16 protein-coding genes are annotated in these 16,272 nt (G+C 37.4%); 11 read left to right on the forward strand and 5 right to left on the reverse strand.

Features of this window, described 5'->3' with window-relative positions; all coding sequences use genetic code 11:
* Positions 1-59: 59 nt before the first annotated feature.
* The 3 genes from rpsD to rplQ are packed head-to-tail and all read left to right on the forward strand — an operon-like array spanning position 60 to position 2,235.
* Positions 60-668, forward strand: coding sequence for a 30S ribosomal protein S4 (rpsD, locus tag QGN23_RS11800; RefSeq protein ID WP_193811643.1), 609 nt, complete (start codon positions 60-62; stop codon positions 666-668).
* 34 nt (positions 669-702) lie between these two features.
* Positions 703-1,698 (forward strand): DNA-directed RNA polymerase subunit alpha, encoded by a 996-nt coding sequence (locus tag QGN23_RS11805; RefSeq protein ID WP_133439516.1) that lies wholly within the window; start codon positions 703-705, stop codon positions 1,696-1,698.
* A gap of 6 nt (positions 1,699-1,704) precedes the next feature.
* Positions 1,705-2,235 (forward strand): 50S ribosomal protein L17, encoded by a 531-nt coding sequence (gene rplQ / locus QGN23_RS11810; protein ID WP_282904481.1) that lies wholly within the window; start codon positions 1,705-1,707, stop codon positions 2,233-2,235.
* Between the two features lie 179 nt (positions 2,236-2,414).
* Here the strand turns inward: rplQ and QGN23_RS11815 are convergent, their stop codons facing one another.
* Entirely contained in the window at positions 2,415-2,840 is a 426-nt protein-coding gene (locus tag QGN23_RS11815; protein WP_282904482.1) for a hypothetical protein, read from the reverse strand.
* 177 nt (positions 2,841-3,017) lie between these two features.
* Here QGN23_RS11815 and eno point away from each other — a divergent pair, with 177 nt between their 5' ends.
* The 8 genes from eno (at position 3,018) to QGN23_RS11855 (ending at position 11,355) form a co-directional block, all read left to right on the forward strand.
* Positions 3,018-4,310 carry a phosphopyruvate hydratase gene (gene eno / locus QGN23_RS11820; RefSeq protein WP_282904483.1) on the forward strand — a complete coding sequence of 431 codons (1,293 nt, stop codon included), beginning with the start codon at positions 3,018-3,020 and terminating at the stop codon, positions 4,308-4,310.
* Between the two features lie 82 nt (positions 4,311-4,392).
* Positions 4,393-5,679, forward strand: coding sequence for a citrate synthase (locus QGN23_RS11825; protein WP_282904484.1), 1,287 nt, complete (start codon positions 4,393-4,395; stop codon positions 5,677-5,679).
* Between the two features lie 308 nt (positions 5,680-5,987).
* Positions 5,988-6,269 carry a hypothetical protein gene (locus tag QGN23_RS11830; RefSeq protein WP_282904485.1) on the forward strand — a complete coding sequence of 94 codons (282 nt, stop codon included), beginning with the start codon at positions 5,988-5,990 and terminating at the stop codon, positions 6,267-6,269.
* The gene (paaZ, locus tag QGN23_RS11835) at positions 6,266-8,761 is read left to right on the forward strand and encodes a phenylacetic acid degradation bifunctional protein PaaZ (protein WP_282906398.1); all 2,496 of its coding nucleotides are present in this window, start codon (positions 6,266-6,268) and stop codon (positions 8,759-8,761) included. The genes QGN23_RS11830 and paaZ overlap by 4 nt, the downstream gene beginning before the upstream one ends.
* Before the next feature lie 12 nt (positions 8,762-8,773).
* The gene (locus tag QGN23_RS11840; protein ID WP_282904486.1) at positions 8,774-9,109 is read left to right on the forward strand and encodes a DUF6150 family protein; all 336 of its coding nucleotides are present in this window, start codon (positions 8,774-8,776) and stop codon (positions 9,107-9,109) included.
* Positions 9,110-9,148: 39 nt separating this feature from the next.
* Entirely contained in the window at positions 9,149-9,850 is a 702-nt protein-coding gene (locus QGN23_RS11845) for an SMUG2 DNA glycosylase family protein (RefSeq protein WP_282904487.1), read from the forward strand.
* Positions 9,850-10,617, forward strand: coding sequence for an enoyl-CoA hydratase/isomerase family protein (locus QGN23_RS11850; RefSeq protein WP_282904488.1), 768 nt, complete (start codon positions 9,850-9,852; stop codon positions 10,615-10,617). Before QGN23_RS11845 ends, QGN23_RS11850 begins: the two co-directional genes overlap by 1 nt.
* 9 nt (positions 10,618-10,626) lie before the next feature.
* Positions 10,627-11,355: an SDR family NAD(P)-dependent oxidoreductase gene (locus QGN23_RS11855; protein ID WP_282904489.1), complete on the forward strand. Its 729-nt coding sequence runs from the start codon at positions 10,627-10,629 to the stop codon at positions 11,353-11,355.
* Positions 11,356-11,450: 95 nt separating this feature from the next.
* Here QGN23_RS11855 and recQ read toward each other — a convergent pair whose 3' ends face one another.
* The 4 genes from recQ to aspS form a co-directional block, all read right to left on the reverse strand.
* The gene (gene recQ / locus QGN23_RS11860; protein WP_282904490.1) at positions 11,451-13,643 is read right to left on the reverse strand and encodes a DNA helicase RecQ; all 2,193 of its coding nucleotides are present in this window, start codon (positions 13,641-13,643) and stop codon (positions 11,451-11,453) included.
* A 132-nt stretch (positions 13,644-13,775) separates the two neighbouring features.
* The gene (locus QGN23_RS11865) at positions 13,776-14,129 is read right to left on the reverse strand and encodes a helix-turn-helix domain-containing protein (RefSeq protein WP_282904491.1); all 354 of its coding nucleotides are present in this window, start codon (positions 14,127-14,129) and stop codon (positions 13,776-13,778) included.
* A 4-nt stretch (positions 14,130-14,133) separates the two neighbouring features.
* Positions 14,134-14,427 carry a type II toxin-antitoxin system HigB family toxin gene (locus QGN23_RS11870; protein ID WP_282904492.1) on the reverse strand — a complete coding sequence of 98 codons (294 nt, stop codon included), beginning with the start codon at positions 14,425-14,427 and terminating at the stop codon, positions 14,134-14,136.
* A 65-nt stretch (positions 14,428-14,492) separates the two neighbouring features.
* A complete protein-coding gene (aspS, locus tag QGN23_RS11875) occupies positions 14,493-16,247 on the reverse strand; it encodes an aspartate--tRNA ligase (RefSeq protein WP_282904493.1) in 1,755 nt (584 codons plus the stop codon).
* Between the last annotated feature and the right edge of the window lie 25 nt (positions 16,248-16,272).

The following is a 16,272-nucleotide window of genomic DNA, read 5'->3' on the forward strand; positions in this document are numbered from 1 at the left end:
TAATGATTATACATTATTAATCTAAAATCTAAAATCTAGAATCTAAAATCTTAAAAAATATGGCAAGATATATTGGACCAAAAACAAAGATTGCAAGAAAGTTTGGAGTTGCAATCTACGGAGATGACAAAAACTTCGAGAAAAGAAAAAACCAACCGCCGGGACAACACGGTGTGAACAAAAGAAGAAACCAGAAGAAATCGGAATATGCTGTTCAGTTAATGGAGAAGCAGAAAGCGAAATATACTTATGGAATTTTAGAGAAGCAATTCGCTAACCTATACGAAAAAGCTAACAGAGCAAAAGGCGTTACAGGTGAAGTTCTTTTACAATTATGTGAATCAAGATTAGACAATGTAGTGTATAGATTAGGGTTTGCAAAAACCAGAGCTGGAGCAAGACAATTGGTTTCTCACAGACACATCACTGTAAACGGAGAATTGGTAAACATCGCTTCATATTCTATGAAAGCTGGTGACGTAGTTGCTGTGAGAGAGAAATCAAAATCTCTTGAAGTAATTGCTGATTCATTGGCTTACAGATCTACTTATGAGTGGTTACAATTTAACGACGAAACCAAATCTGGTACTTTCGTATCTGCTCCGGAGAGAATCCAAATCCCGGAAGATTTGAAAGAACAGTTGATCGTCGAACTTTACTCTAAATAATAATTTTTTCAAATTTTTGCTCAACCCAAATTATATGGCAATTTTAACATTTATTAAACCCGATAAAGTAATCCTCCTTAACTCCAATGAATTCAAAGGTCAATTTGAATTCAGACCATTAGAGCAAGGGTTCGGACTTACCATCGGTAATGCTTTGAGAAGAGTTTTACTTTCTTCTCTTGAAGGATATGCTATTTCATCTATCAAAATAGAAGGCGTAGAGCACGAATTTTCAACAATTCCAGGTGTAATTGAAGACGTTACAGAAATTATTCTGAATCTGAAACAATTAAGACTAAGAGCAAAATCTGAGACTGCAACTGCAGAAGAAGTTACTGCCAAAGTATCTGGGCAAACTACTGTAACAGCTGGCGACTTAGGAAAATCAATGCAAGATTTTGAAGTATTGAATCCTGATTTAGTAATCTGTTCAACAAACAAAGACGTGAAATTTGAAATCACGTTCAATATTGAAAAAGGTAGAGGTTATGTTCCTTCCGAACAAAACAAATCAAACAATGCTCCTATCGGAACTATTGCTATTGATTCAATCTATACTCCGATCAAAAAAGTACAGTACAGTGTTGAAAACTATCGTGTCGAGCAAAAAACAGACTACGAAAAACTTGTTTTGGATATTGAAACTGATGGTTCTATCAGTCCTCAAAATGCTTTAACTGAAGCTTCTAAGATATTAATTTATCATTTCATGTTGTTCTCCGATGAGAGAATTACTTTGGAAACTGAAGCGGTGAAAGCATCTATTCAATACGATGAAGAAACTTTACATACAAGACAACTTCTTAAATCTAAATTAGTAGATATGGATCTGTCTGTAAGAGCATTAAACTGCTTGAAAGCTGCTGAAGTGGAAACTTTAGGAGAGTTGGTTTCTTATACCAAGTCTGATTTGATGAAATTCAGAAATTTCGGTAAAAAATCTTTAACAGAATTAGAAGAATTAGTGCATGCAAAAGGTCTTAACTTCGGTTTCGACGTTGCTAAATATAAATTAGACGCTGATAAATAACAAACAATGAGACACGGTAAAAAATTCAATCACTTATCTAGAACAGCTTCTCACAGAAGTGCTTTGCTTTCTAATATGGCTTGTTCTCTTATTGAGCATAAAAGAATCAACACAACTGTTGCTAAAGCGAAAGCTTTAAGAGTGTATGTTGAACCGATCCTTACAAAAGCGAAAGAAGATACAACACACAACAGAAGAACAGTTTTTTCTTACCTGCAAAGCAAAGAAGCAGTTACTGAATTATTCAGAACAATTGCTCCTAAAATCGCAGAAAGAAACGGTGGTTACACAAGAATCATCAAAACTGGATTCAGACAGGGAGATGCTGCCGATATGGCAATGATCGAACTTGTAGATTTCAACGAACTTTACAACCCGAACGCTGAAGAGAAAAAAGTAACAAGAAGAAGCAGAAGAGCGACTCCTAAAGCAGCAGAAACTGTTGCTGAAGTAAAAGAAACTCCTGCTAAAGAAGTTAAAACTGACGAGCCAGTTGCAGAAGCTACTGATGCTACAGAAGAAAAAGCTGGCGAATAATATTCCCGACTTTTTATAAAGAAAAATCCGTTCAATTTAATTTGAACGGATTTTTTATTTTAAGAAATAAGGTTCGTTTTTATCTGCCTTAACTTTTTATTTTGATCGTTGTAATTTACTTTTGAAATCAAAGGTAAAATCTGAACATTTCTTACTTGGCTCTTTTAACTTGGCTCTTGCTATTGTCCTCTCGCTTTCTTCAAATGAATCACATTTTTTTCCTGTGTAATCGTAACAGAGTCGTTTTTAGCCACAATCGTAATGTCAAAGTTTCCATAAACTCCTCCTTTTGGCCAAGCCTCTTTCTGTGGGGCGGAAATGGTCTTATTATTACTTCGGATGCTGATCGTTTTTTCTTTAGGTGTGTTTTTAAAAGTAACCAAAGCTGACGATCCATCATCTGCCACATAACGTTCCGTGTATTCAGGTGCATCAGTATTTACACCGGCGGTGGCAGTTGCAGGAACGGTCGTGCTGTCCTCCGGAAGATCCGCAGAATATCCGCTTTCCTGTTTGATAATGCTTTTATTTCCTTCGGTGTTTTTCTTACAACTGAATGTGAGCAGAAGCAAGGAACTTGCGGCGAGGATGAATATTTTTTTCATTATTAAAGTTTTAGTGGTTAATCAAATTTAATAATAAGTTTTCTAATTATCAATATCCTGTTAAAATTAACTAAAATTTAACTCAAACCTATTTAAAATCATCGCATATAACCCTTGCAATCATTCCATTTTCACTAAATTTGTACTTCATATTAAATAATACTAAAAAATTATACAATGAGTTACATTTCTTACATTGAAGCGAGGCAGATTTTAGATTCCAGAGGAAATCCTACCATCGAAGTCGACGTGTTCACAGAAAGTGGTGCGATGGGTCGTGCTGCTGTTCCTTCCGGAGCATCTACGGGTGAACATGAAGCGGTAGAATTACGTGATGGCGGTTCTGATTTCGCAGGAAAAGGAGTTTTAAAAGCAATCGAAAATGTAAGAGAAGTTATCGCACCGGAATTAGTTGGACTTCCCGTGTGGGACCAAAACTTTATCGATCAGATTATGATCGAATTAGACGGTACAAAAAACAAAAGTAATCTCGGAGCTAATGCTATTTTAGGTGTATCGTTGGCCGCCGCAAAAGCTGCAGCGACAGAATTGAGAATGCCTTTGTACAAATATGTTGGCGGAGTTAATGCCAATACACTTCCTGTTCCGATGATGAACGTAATTAATGGTGGTTCGCATTCTGATGCGCCGATCGCGTTTCAGGAATTTATGATCATGCCGGTCAAAGCAGAATCTTTTTCTGATTCATTAAGAAAAGGAACTGAGATTTTCCATAGTTTAAAATCAATTTTACACGACAGAGGATTATCAACTGCAGTTGGTGATGAAGGTGGTTTCGCACCAAAATTCAAGGGAACGGAAGACGCTCTGGACACACTTACTAAAGCCGTTGAAAAAGCGGGTTATAAAGTTGGAGATGATATCATGTTTGCATTAGACTGTGCTGCGTCAGAATTCTACAAAGACGGAATGTATGATTACAGAAAATTCGAGACACCAGAATCTGCGCACTTCAACAGAAGCGAACAGGTTAATTACTTAGCAGATTTGGCAGCGAAATATCCGATCATTTCAATCGAAGACGGAATGCACGAAGATGATTGGGAAGGTTGGAAAATGTTAACCGACAAAATCGGCGACAGGGTTCAATTAGTTGGAGATGATTTATTTGTAACCAATGTAGAAAGACTTTCAAGAGGAATCAACGAAGGAATTGCAAATTCAATTCTCGTTAAAGTAAACCAAATCGGAACGTTATCAGAAACGATGGATGCTGTGCAAATGGCTCAGCACAACCGTTATACAAGCGTGATGTCTCACAGATCTGGTGAAACAGAGGATTATACCATCGCAGATTTAGCCGTTGCAATGAACTGCGGACAAATCAAAACCGGTTCTGCTTCCCGTTCAGACAGAATGGCGAAATACAATCAATTACTTCGTATTGAAGAAGCTTTGGGAGAAACCGCCTATTTCCCCGGACTTGACGCATTCAAAATAAAACGATAATAGAAAAAATTCATGGAAAGACCGCGCAAAACACTTGCGGTAGTATTCCATTATTTATAAATTAGTAAAAAATTAAATTATAATGTCAGATAACAAAGTTATATTAAACTATGATGGTAAAGCGTTTGAATACCCAATCGTAGAAAGCACCATCGGTGACAGAGGAATCGATATTTCAAAGTTAAGAGACCAGACCGGTTTGATTACTTTAGATTTAGGATATAAGAACACAGGAGCTACTTTGAGCGACATCACTTATCTTGACGGTGATAATGGTGAACTGTATTACAGAGGATATCCGATTGAGCAAATTGCCGAAAAATCAAACTTTACAGAAGTAATGTATCTTTTGTTAAATGGTAATTTACCGACAGCAGATCAGTTCACAGGTTTCGAAAAGGGAATTAAAAAGTACAATTTCGTTGCTGATGAAATGAAAAGACTGATCGATGTATTTCCTCGTTCTGCCCATCCGATGGGAGTTTTATCTTCATTAACTTCTGCACTTACTGCCTTTAATCCAAAAGCCGTAGATGTACGATCAAAAGAAGAAATGGACCACGCAGCAGAAATGCTTATTGCCAAGTTCTCTCACCTTTGTGCTTGGACTTACCGTAAAAAAATGGGACTTCCGATCAATCACGGAGATGACAGTTTAAACTATGTAGAGAATTTCTACAAAATGTGCTTCCGTCGTCCAAACCAGGAATTCGAATTAGATCCTGTCGTTGTAGGAGCTTTAGATAAATTATTAATGCTTCACGCAGATCACGAGCAAAACTGTTCTACATCTACGGTAAGAATGGTTGGTTCAGCACATACAGGATTGTTTGCGTCAGTTTCAGCAGGTATTTCTGCACTTTGGGGACCACTTCACGGTGGGGCAAACCAGGCAGTAATCGAAATGTTGGAAATGATCGAACAGGATGGTGGAAATGTTGCAAAATATGTAGAAAAAGCTAAAAATAAAGACGATGATTTCCGTCTAATGGGCTTTGGACACAGAGTTTACAAAAACTTCGATCCAAGAGCAACCATCATCAAAAAAGCAGCAGATGATATTTTGAATGCATTAGGAATTCAGGACAAAGCTTTAGATATTGCACGTCAATTAGAAAGAGTAGCTTTAGAAGATGACTATTTCGTAAGCAGAAAATTATATCCAAACGTAGATTTCTACTCCGGAATTATTTACCGCGCTTTAGGAATTCCAACCGAAATGTTCACCGTAATGTTCGCGTTAGGACGTTTACCAGGCTGGATTTCTCAGTGGAAAGAAATGCGTTTGCACAACGATCCAATCGGACGTCCAAGACAGGTTTATCAAGGAGCGCCAAAACGTGATTACGTTGATATGAACGCAAGATAATCAGATCTTTAAATAGTGATTTCCCTTTCAATTTAGTTTGAGAGGGATTTTTTTTGGGCGCACATTTCCGTCTTCCGTTCCCGCTTTTTTATTTTTTCCTCGCTATTCCCTCCGCCAAAAAATAAAAAGAGCTCCACTCAAGCCGGGGCGCAACTCTGTTATTAAAATTAGATTTTAGCAAAATTGAAAATTTCTGTATCTTAACGCTCGAAAGATCTACCAAATTATCATTAATGTGGAAAAAATCAATTTAAAAAAATCGTTAATTTTACACCTTAACCTTGTTCCAATAAATATCATTAACAATAATGAATTCAAAATTTAAAAAAATAATAATAGCCGCATTTTTAATTTTAATTGCTTTGAACTCGGTCGCATTCTATATTCTTCAGGAAGCAATAGGGATCGCAAAAGCCATTAATAATACAGAAAATAAAGAAGCTTTAAAGTCATTAGAGCAAAAACAAATCTTAAGTGATGTTTTACCGTCATTGGTTTTTACCATTGATATTGTTCTGATTTTCTTCTTGTGTTATCTCTTAATTAAAATGCTGTTCAAAAGTTTAAAAAAATCCACACCTACTCAATAATGAAATTAAAAAATTACATCAACGGACAATGGATCGAAGGATCAGGAAATGAAATTCCATTATATAACGCCGTAAATGGCGAATTGGTCGCAATTTCAGATACCGGTGGAATCAATTTTGAGCAAGCCTTAGATTACGGTAGAACTGTGGGTTACAAAAATCTCTCCTCCATGACTTTCTACGACCGCGGTGAAATGTTGAAGAAAGTGGCTCTTTATTTATTGGAAAGAAAAAAGAAATATTACGATTTATCATATAAAACCGGCGCAACTCACGCAGATTCCTGGGTTGATATCGAAGGAGGTTTCGGAACTTTTTTCACGTATTCTGGTTTAGCGAAAAGAATGCTCCCGAATACACCATTTTGGGTTGATGGCGATACGCAGAAACTTTCTGCCAACGGAACTTTTATTGGGACGCATATTCTGACGCCAAGCGAAGGCGTTTCCGTTCAGATTAATGCGTACAACTTTCCGGTGTGGGGAATGTTAGAAAAATTATCAACTTCCCTTTTGGCCGGAGTTCCAAGTATTGTAAAACCAGCAACGCCTGGATCTTACCTTACGAATGCGGTTTTCCATGATATGATCGAAAGCGGAATTCTTCCCGAAGGAGCCATTCAGTTGGTTTGTGGAGAACCGGGAAATATCCTGGATTATGTTCAGGATGGCGATTCTGTGCTTTTTACAGGTTCGGCTTCTACGGGAAAAAAATTAAAATCGCTACCGTCAGTTTCCAATAACGCGGTCCGATTCAATATGGAAGCCGATTCTTTAAACTGTTCCATCCTCGGTCTCGATGCCAAACCCGGAACACCGGAATTTGATTTGTTCATCAAAGAAGTCCGTACGGAAATGACGACGAAAGCCGGACAGAAATGTACCGCAATCCGGAGAATTATAGTGCCCGAAGATTTGGTTGCCGACGTTCAGCACGCTTTGTCGAAAGCTTTGGATCAAACCAAAATTGGAAATCCTTTAAGCCGCGAAACCAGAATGGGTTCCATCGTTGGTAAAAAAGAAATGGCGGTTCTTCAGGATAAAATTGAATTGTTGAAAGTTGAAACCGAATTAATTTATGACGGGAAACAGGAATTAGTTAATGCAGATTACGAAAAAGGTGCCTTTATGACTCCAAAAGTTTTTTACAACGATAAACCTTTTGAAAAAAACAGTTCTCATGAAGTGGAAGCTTTCGGTCCGGTTTCCACAATTATGCCATACAAAGATGCGGAAGAAGCTGCTGCTTTGGCAAAACGCGGAAAAGGAAGTTTGGTAGGTTCCATTATTTCCTGCGATGAAAAATTCGTCGCAGAAACCTCCTGGAAAATGGCCTCATCTCATGGAAGAATTTTTGTTTTGAACCGAGATAATGCCAAAGAATCGACCGGTCACGGCTCGCCTTTGCCAACATTAATGCATGGCGGTCCGGGAAGAGCGGGCGGAGGCGAGGAAATGGGCGGTTTAAACGGACTTCATTTCTTTCTTCAGAAAACAGCCATTCAGGGTTCGCCAGATATTCTGACAGCAATTACGAAAATTTACCAGCAAGGTGCAACGCAGCATTTTTCAGATAAGCATCCTTTCAGAAAATATTTCGAGGAAGTTGAAATCGGTGATTCTTTAGAAACTGCGGGAAGAACGGTTACTGAAGCTGATATCGTAAACTTTTCCAATGTTTCCTGGGATCATTTTTATGCGCACACAGACGTAACTTCTTTGAACGGAACCATTTTCGACAAAACGGTGGCGCACGGATATTTTATCCTTTCCGCCGCAGCAGGATTATTTGTTTCCGGTAAAAAAGGTCCGGTCATTGCAAATTACGGTTTAGAAAATGCCAGTTTCTTTAAACCTGTTTACGCCGGCGACACCATTACGGTTTATTTAACAGCGAAAGAAAAAATCAACAAAGGGGTGAAAGGAAGAAACATCCCCAGTGGTGTTGTAAAATGGTTGGTGGAAGTGGTGAATCAGCGCGATGAGATCGTTTGTGTTGCTACCATTCTTACTTTGGTGGCGAAGAAATCACAGTTTTTAGATCTCAATTTAAAAAATATTCAAAAACATTTAAATGGTTTAACGGTGAATTCTCTGCCAAAGTGGGGAATCATGACGCCTCAGAATATGTTGGAACATTTAGAAGATTTCCTGAAAATGTCCGTTGGCGAAGAGCGTATAGAATGCCGCACAAAAGACGAAGAACAACTTGAAAAGCTTCGCGACTGGCTGTACAAGGAAAAAGCAATTACCAGAGATTTAAAGTTTGAAGGATTACCGGAAAACGAAAACGCATCACTACGCTACAAAAATCTTGAGGAAGCTAAAGAAAAATTTATTGAAAGTCTTAAAAAATATCTCATTTATTACCGCGAAAATCCTTTGGCAGAGCATACCCATCCGCTGTTCTGCAATATTGGTAAAGAAATGTGGGAACTGTTTCACCGCAAACATTTCACGCACCATTTTGAGCAGTTTGGATTAACGGACTAATTTTATAATAAATTGAAAACAATCCTTTCCCTGTTTCTGATCATCTTTTTGACTTCGCAGTTTTCTGCGCAGAAGGTTTTCTCCGTGGATTATCAAAGTCAGGCAGATGTAAAGGTTTTTGTAGTGAAATATGAAAGTCAGGCAGATTTAAACGTCTATAAAGTCGATTACCAAAGTCAAGCCGATGGAAACGATGGCAAATGGTTTTTTGTAAAATATTCCGGCCAGGCCGATAAAAAGATTTTTTTCGTAGACTATGAAAGTCAGGCAGATTTAAAAATTTTCTTTGTCAAATACCAGAGTCAGGCAGGTTGGAAGAAAAAGGAAAAGAAGCAGTTGATGTATTAATTAATTGAAAACTTTTGCGATTATTGTGTTAAACTTTTAATGAATGTCGAAGTGATAAAAAACATTGGAGAGCAAGTAGTAGCGTTCAACAAGCAGTTGCATTATTCAGGCAATCTTCCTGAAGGTTTCCACGTGCTCAATCCGTTCTTCGATAATCCCGAAACGTTAACGGTAATGACCGAATTTTATCGAAAATTTTATAATGATAATCAGCAGAGAAAATTCATCATTGGAATTAATCCCAGCCGCCACGGAGCAGGAGTTACAGGTGTTCCGTTTACCGATACCAAAAGACTGGAAACGGTTTGCGGAATCGAAATGAAATCTGCGCATACTCATGAAATTTCATCAGTTTTTTTATATGATGTCATTGAGCAATTTGGTGGACCAGAAAGGTTTTATAAAGAATTTTATATCAATTCTCCTTTCCCTTTAGCTATTGTCAGAAATACGATTAGAGGTAATTTAAATGCTAATTACTATGACGACAAAAAACTCTTCGAAGCCGTAAAACCTTTTATGATTAAAAGTTTAAAAGATCATATCAGTCTAGGTTTAGATACTTCGGAGGTCTTTGTTTTAGGAAAAAAGAACGCCACTTTTATTGAAAAAATCAACAGTCAGGAAAAGTTTTTCGATCAACTGACCGTGTTAGAACATCCCAGATATATCCAGCAATATAAAAGCAAAGAAAAACAATTATACATCGACAAATATTTAATCGCATTAAATAAAGCATAATGAATAACGGATTTGTAACCCAGGAAATCAAAAATAACATCGCCGAAATCACTTTTGGAACGCCGAAAAGCAATTCTTTACCAGGTGAGATTTTAGAGAAGCTCGCCCAAACTATTTTAGATGAAGGAGCAAAAGAAGAAGTAAAAGCAATCTTTTTAAAATCTGAAGGAGGAAAAGCTTTCTGTGCAGGAGCAAGTTTCGATGAGTTGCTTGAAATTGAAGATTTAGAAAAATCAAAAAAATTCTTCGGAGGTTTCGCTAAAGTTTTAAATGCGATGCGATCTTGCGGTAAATTAGTAATCGTACGCGTTCAGGGAAAAACAACCGGTGGCGGTGTAGGAATTGCGTGTGCGGCAGATTACTGTTTTGCGACGAAAGATGCTGCAATGGCTTTAACAGAATTGAATTTAGGAATCGGACCTTTTGTAATCGGACCTTATGTAGAAAGAAAAATCGGAAAGTCAGCTTATTCAGCGATGTCGATAGATGCGGATTTCCGTAGTGCAGAATGGTGCGAAAAACACGATGTCTATCATTCAGTTTCTGCGACTATTGCAGAGATGGACGCTCAGCTTCAGCTTTTTTTGGAGAAACTTTCTCACAGAAGTTCAGATGCTTTGGCTTTAATTAAAAAGGTTTCATGGGAAGGGACGGAACATTTCGAGGAGTTGATGCCCGAAAGAATTCACATGAGCGCGAGTTTAATTCTGGAAGATTCTGCCAAAAAAAATATTGAAATGATTAAGGAAAGATTGAGAGCAAAATAGTTTTTATTAATGATGAAAACTTCAAAAACCGTCCTCATCCTCGGCGGAAACTCAGATGTCGCGAAGCAGTGTGTTTTACAATACGCCCAAAAAGGATTTGAGGTTATGGCAGCGTCAAGAGATTTAGTTTCCCTGAAGAATTTTGTTATTGAACATCAGCTGGAAAATCAGGTTAAGCTTATTTATTTTGATGCGGTTGATTTTTCTTCACATCAGAAATTTTATGAGGAATTACCTGTAAAACCTCATATCGTGATTTATGCTGCGGGATTTTTAAGTCAGAATAAGTATGCGCGCGGGAATTTTAATGATGCATTTCAGATGATGAAAGTGAATTACGCCGGCGCCGTTTCAGTTTTAAACATTATTGTAAATGATTTTTCCAATACAAATCTCGAGCGAATCATCGGTTTGTCATCACTTTCGGGAGTTCGGGGCAGAAAAAGCAATTTCATTTACGGAAGTACGAAAGCGGCTTTCAACACTTATCTTTCCGGATTGCGGCAGGAACTGCATTCAAGAAATATTGTTGTAAATGTTTTAGTAAGCGGCTATATCCGAACCAAAATAAATGAGGGTTTAAACTTGAACGAATCATTAATCATGGAGCCTGATTATGTTGCAAAACATATCGTCAACGCTGGAAATTCATTCAGCATTGTCCCCAACTGGAAATGGAAAATTATTTATTGGATTCTGAAATTATCGCCGGAAATTTTGGTAGCGAAACTGCCGTGAAAAATGCAGTATAATTTTACCATTCAATATCAAGTTTTGCTATTCCTTTCGCGGTATGAAAAGTTCAACTTCATTTTGTATTAAAATATGCATATCTATAAACCACGTTTTTGTTTTTCCTGCCATTTATAAAAGGCAACAGCAATATTGATTTCAAAATATGAATATTCTTCACCCAATTCGTCCTTTATGGCTTTTAAAGAGGTTAGAGTTTGAGACTTTGCGAGCGCGATAACAGGATCTATTTTGTTACTGTCCATTAGTTCGCTTGGTTTGATGGTTCCTACCTCCACGAAATTGGCCAGATGACCTTGGATGGTAGTTATGGACAGATTCCGGATTTTTGCAATTTCTTCTATGCTGTTGCCGGCTCTGTACATTTGGAAAGTTGTGGTATAGGTTCCCGCTTCGTATTTATTTGCTTTTTTTGGTGCGCTTTGTTTTTTCGGAGTTTTCTCGGTTATTTTACTGCTCAGATTATTTCTGGTACAGAAATCTGATATAAGATCTAAAAATATTCCCCCGTATTTTTCTATTTTAAAAGCTCCAAAACCACTTATCTGGTTCAGTTCTTCTTTGGTATTGGGGAGATAAGTTGCTAATTCCAGCAAAGTGACATCAGAAAAAATAACATAAGGTGGTACATTTTCTTTCTCGGCTTGCTGTCTTCTTAAAACTCTCAATTCATCAAATAATTCCGGATGTTCTGCGATTTCATTTTTCGGATACGAGGTTTCTATTTCCGCTACAGTCACTGCTTTGGCTAATTCTTTTACTTTTTGAAGGTTAACTTTTTTCTTGTTAAATAAAACTTCTTTGCTTTTTTCCGTCAATTTTAATACAGAGAATTCTTCATTTGATTCATGCAGGAAATCATTAATTACTAATTGCTTTATTAAATTATGCCAATACGTTCTATCAGCGTTATTTCCAATTCCATAAGTTGGTAAACTGCGCATATAATCCGTGATTTTCGCTCCTTTTGATTCCCGGAGAAAATCGATAATCAAATTTTTCCCGTAGCGTTCTTTCAAACGGAAAACAGCACTCAATAATTTCTGAGCATCAATAGTGGCGTCCCAATTTTCAAAATCACTGAGACAATAATCACAGGAATTGCAATTTCCGGGATGCGGTTCTCCAAAATATTCCATGAGATATTGTCGGCGGCATTTTTGCATTTCAGCAAAGTCGGTCATTTGTTGCAGTTTTCGAAGCATTAATGTGGACTGTTCCTCATTTCCTTCAATCACTGCAAATTTTTTCAGCTTCATCACATCGGCATTGGAGTAAAATAAAATGGCTTCACTAGGCAAACTATCTCTTCCGGCTCTACCGGTTTCCTGATAATAACTTTCGATGTTTTTTGGAAGGTCGGCGTGAATCACAAAACGCACATTGCTTTTGTCGATTCCCATTCCAAATGCAATGGTAGCAACCATGACCCTTATTTTGTCTTTGATGAAATCATCCTGAATCTGCGCGCGTTCTAGTGAAGAAATTCCGGCATGATAAAATGCTGCATTGATGCCGTTTTCTTTAAGGTTATTTGCCATATCTTCCGTTCCTCGCCGGGATAGACAGTAGATAATTCCTGAATCATTCGGATGATCATTCAGGTATTGAATTATGTGACTTAAAACGGATTGTTTTGGCTGAACAAAATATTTAATATTGGGTCTGTCAAAAGATGAAATTAAAACAGTCGGTTGTTGAAGATTGAGCTGTTTAATGATGTCCTGCCTCGTAATTTCATCAGCACTTGCAGTGAGTGCGATGATTGGGATTTGTGGAAATTGTCTTTTTAAGCCATTCAAGAATAAATAATCCGGCCGGAAATCGTGTCCCCAGTGCGATACACAATGCGCTTCATCAACTGCAAATAAGGAAATATTGATGCCTTTTATTAAGTTTAAAAAAGAACCGTTGTCTGCACTCAGTTTTTCGGGCGCAACATAGAGAAGTTTGAGTTTTCCTTCTTTTAATTGATGGAAAGTTTCATTCTGTTCAAGAGGATTCATCGAAGAATTCATATAGGCTGCAGAAACCCCATTCGCACGCAAAGCATCAACCTGGTCTTTCATCAAAGCGATTAAAGGCGAAACCACAATTGCTGTTCCGTCCAAAGCCAATGCCGGAACCTGATAGCACAAAGATTTCCCGCCACCGGTTGGCATGAGTACAAACGTATCCTTTTTTGCAATTACATTTTTAACCGCACTGGCTTGGTTAGGTCTGAAACTATCGTAACCAAAATACTGCTGAAGTATTTGTGTAGAAATTTCCATAGATCAAAATTTGTGTTATGGTAAAAATAGTAAATTAAAAAATAATTTTATATTGGGATTAATAAAAAAAATCCCATCGTTTCGGAAAACAATGAGAATTTTTTATTGATTTTGATATTTTAAAAGAGAATTTTAAACTCCTAAAATGACAGACGCATCTATATTTAATTTTTTACTTATTTCCCTTGCTACTTTCAAAGTAGGCTCAGACTTTCCAGTTAAATATTCACTGATCCTTGAGGGACTTACATTTAATAATTCTGAAAGTTTGACCTGATTAATATCCATTTCAAACATGCGTAATTTCAAAATTTCCTTTAAAGAAGGCTTTTCTACTGGAAAATATTTCTCCTCATAATCAGCAACCAAATCAGAAAGAAAATCTAATTCAATGAAATTCTTATCATCTTGTGAAGTTTCATTTCCTACTGTTTTCAGAAGTTCTTCAATTCTTTCGCAGGCTACTTCGTACTGTTTTTTTGTCATGATGTTAGATCTCTGAAGCATTAATTTTATCGTATTGAGAATGAGTTCCAATAAATCTGATGTAAACTTTCTGTGACGCAAAAATTATAATTGCTACTAACCGATAATGATTTCCTCTGATATTAAACACAAAACGATTATTTCCGACATAGTCTACAGAATTAAATGAATTCTTAATTTCTGCAAAATTCATCCAACTTTCGCCTTTAGTTCTCGCATACCAATCTTTTAAAGCAATTTCCGCATCGGGATACTTTAAAACAAAATCTTTAATTTTCAAAAAACTTACGATTCTCATTCAGTACAAATTTAATAATTATATTTTGAATTTCAAATCATAATACCAAAAAACAAAATCACGACCTAGGCTTTCAACTCAACTTTCAAAGCCAATTCATCCAACTGCTCCTCAGCAATTGCACTTGGCGCATCAATCATCACATCACGTCCGGAATTGTTTTTCGGGAAAGCGATATAATCTCTAATCACTTCATTACCATCAAGAATTGCCACCAAACGGTCAAAACCTAAAGCTAAACCAGCATGCGGCGGTGCGCCATATTGGAAAGCGTTCATCAAAAATCCGAATTGTGCTTCTGCATCTTCTTTCGTAAATCCTAATAAATTAAACATTTTCGCCTGCAAATCTTTATCGAAAATCCTTACCGATCCGCCACCGATTTCGTTCCCGTTAAGAATTAAATCGTATGCATTTGCTCGGGCTTTTCCCGGATCGGTTTCCAATAAATGAACATCTTCCGGTTTTGGCGAAGTGAACGGATGGTGCATCGCGTGGTATCTTCCGGTTTCTTCGTCCCATTCCAAAAGCGGGAAATCGATGACCCAAAGCGGTGCAAATTCTTTCGGATTCCTTAAACCCAAACGGTTCCCCAATTCCATTCTTAAAGCGGAAAGCTGGGTTCTCACTTTATTTTCGTTTCCGGACATTAGGAAAATTAAATCTCCTCCTTTTGCCTCGAATTTTTCTGTGATTTTTTTTAAATCTTCTTCGCTGTAAAATTTATTTACGGAAGAAGTCACCACACCATCATTTTGGAATTTAATCCAAATCATTCCGTTGGCACCAATTTGTGGGCGTTTTACCCAATCGATCAGTTCATCGATCTGTTTTCTGGTGTAAACTGCACAACCCTCAACATTGATTCCGACAACCAGTTCTGCTTCGTCAAAAATTTTGAATTCTTTTCCTTTTACCAAATCATTCACTTCCACGAATTTCATCCCGAATCTAATATCCGGTTTGTCATTTCCGTAATTTTTCATCGCATCTTCGAAAGTCATTCTCGGGAACTTTCCGAATTCTTTTCCGGCAATATCTTTCAATAAAGTCGCGGTCATTCCTTCGAAGATTTCCAGAACATCTTCCTGTTCTACGAAAGCCATTTCGCAATCGATCTGCGTGAATTCCGGCTGTCTGTCCGCTCTTAAATCTTCATCACGGAAACATTTTACAATTTGGAAATAACGGTCCATTCCGCCAATCATCAGCAACTGTTTGAAAGTTTGGGGCGACTGAGGAAGTGCATAAAACTGTCCCGGATTCATTCTGCTCGGAACCACGAAATCTCTCGCGCCTTCAGGGGTTGATTTAATTAAAACCGGCGTTTCAACTTCAATAAAATCCTGTTCTGATAAATAATTTCTCACTTTCTGCGCCATTTTATGACGGAAAATTAATTTGTCTTTCACCGGATTTCTGCGGATATCCAAATATCTGTATTTCATTCGAAGCTCTTCACCGCCATCCGTTTGATCTTCAATAGTGAAAGGTGGCGTTTCTGATTCGTTTAAGATCGTCAGTTTTTCAACCAGAATTTCGATTTCTCCTGTTGGGATTTTCGGGTTTTTACTGATTCTTTCGATAACCTTTCCTTCGATTTGAATCACGAATTCCCGGCCGAGTCTATGAGCGTTTTCTAATAATTCTGCGGAAGAACGGTCTGCATCAAATACCAATTGCGTAATTCCGTAACGGTCGCGTAAATCAATCCACATCATAAAACCTTTGTCACGAATGGTTTGAACCCATCCCGAAAGGGTTACGTTTTGATCAAGATTTTGTATAGTCAATTCTCCGTTGGTGTGCGTACGAAACATAGTTTTTCAGATATTAGAAGTTAAA

It is taken from the genome of Chryseobacterium gotjawalense (assembly GCF_030012525.1).
GTDB classification, from domain to species: domain Bacteria; phylum Bacteroidota; class Bacteroidia; order Flavobacteriales; family Weeksellaceae; genus Kaistella; species Kaistella gotjawalense.